Here is a 1170-nt window from a genome sequence, read left to right as displayed (position 1 = left end):
TTAAGCAATGATCTTGGCCACGACGCCAGCGCCGACCGTACGGCCGCCTTCGCGGATGGCGAAGCGCAGGCCTTCTTCCATGGCGATGGGGTTGATCAGCTTGACGGTGATCGACACGTTGTCGCCAGGCATGACCATTTCCTTGTCGGCCGGCAGCTCGATGGCGCCGGTCACGTCGGTCGTGCGGAAGTAGAACTGTGGGCGGTAGTTGTTGAAGAACGGCGTGTGGCGGCCGCCTTCGTCCTTGCTCAGCACATACACTTCAGCGGTGAAGTGGGTGTGGGGCTTGATCGAGCCGGGCTTGCACAGCACTTGGCCGCGCTCCACGTCTTCGCGCTTGGTGCCGCGCAGCAGCAGGCCGACGTTGTCGCCAGCTTGACCTTGGTCCAGCAGCTTGCGGAACATTTCCACGCCGGTGCAGATGGTCTTTTGCGTGTCGCGGATACCGACGATTTCGATTTCCTCGCCGACCTTGATGATGCCGCGCTCGACGCGACCGGTCACCACGGTGCCGCGGCCGGAGATGGAGAACACGTCTTCCACGGGCATCAGGAAGGCACCGTCCACAGCGCGCTCTGGCGTGGGGATGTAGGTGTCCAGCGCTTCGGCCAGCTTCATGATGGCTTCTTCACCCAGCTTGCCCTTGTCGCCTTCCAGGGCGAGCTTGGCCGAGCCACGGATGATGGGGGTGTCGTCGCCTGGGAAGTCGTACTTGTCCAGGAGTTCGCGCACTTCCATTTCGACGAGTTCCAGCAGTTCTTCGTCGTCCACCATGTCGCACTTGTTCAGGAACACGATGATGTAAGGCACGCCCACCTGGCGGGCCAGCAGGATGTGTTCGCGGGTCTGGGGCATGGGGCCGTCAGCGGCCGAGCACACCAGGATGGCGCCGTCCATCTGGGCAGCGCCGGTGATCATGTTCTTCACATAGTCGGCGTGGCCGGGGCAGTCCACGTGGGCGTAGTGGCGGTTGGCCGTTTCGTATTCCACGTGCGCGGTGTTGATCGTGATGCCGCGGGCCTTTTCTTCGGGCGCCGCATCGATCTGGTCGTATGCCTTGGCTTCGCCGCCGAACTTGGCGGACAGCACGGTGGCGATGGCCGCCGTCAGCGTCGTCTTGCCATGGTCCACGTGGCCGATCGTGCCCACGTTGACGTGAGGCTTGGTCCG

General features: G+C 63.3%; 1 protein-coding gene. It reads right to left on the bottom strand.

The genetic code is table 11. The features are described from left to right. On the bottom strand, positions 1-1170 hold a 1170-nt coding region (gene tuf, locus AC07OC_RS26055; RefSeq protein ID WP_274114966.1), incomplete at its 5' end, for an elongation factor Tu.

The sequence above is a fragment of the Acidovorax sp. GW821-FHT10E04 genome (assembly GCF_059415185.1).
The sequence above is the reverse complement of the archived record's forward strand: the minus strand, read 5'-3'. Positions and strand labels throughout refer to the sequence as shown.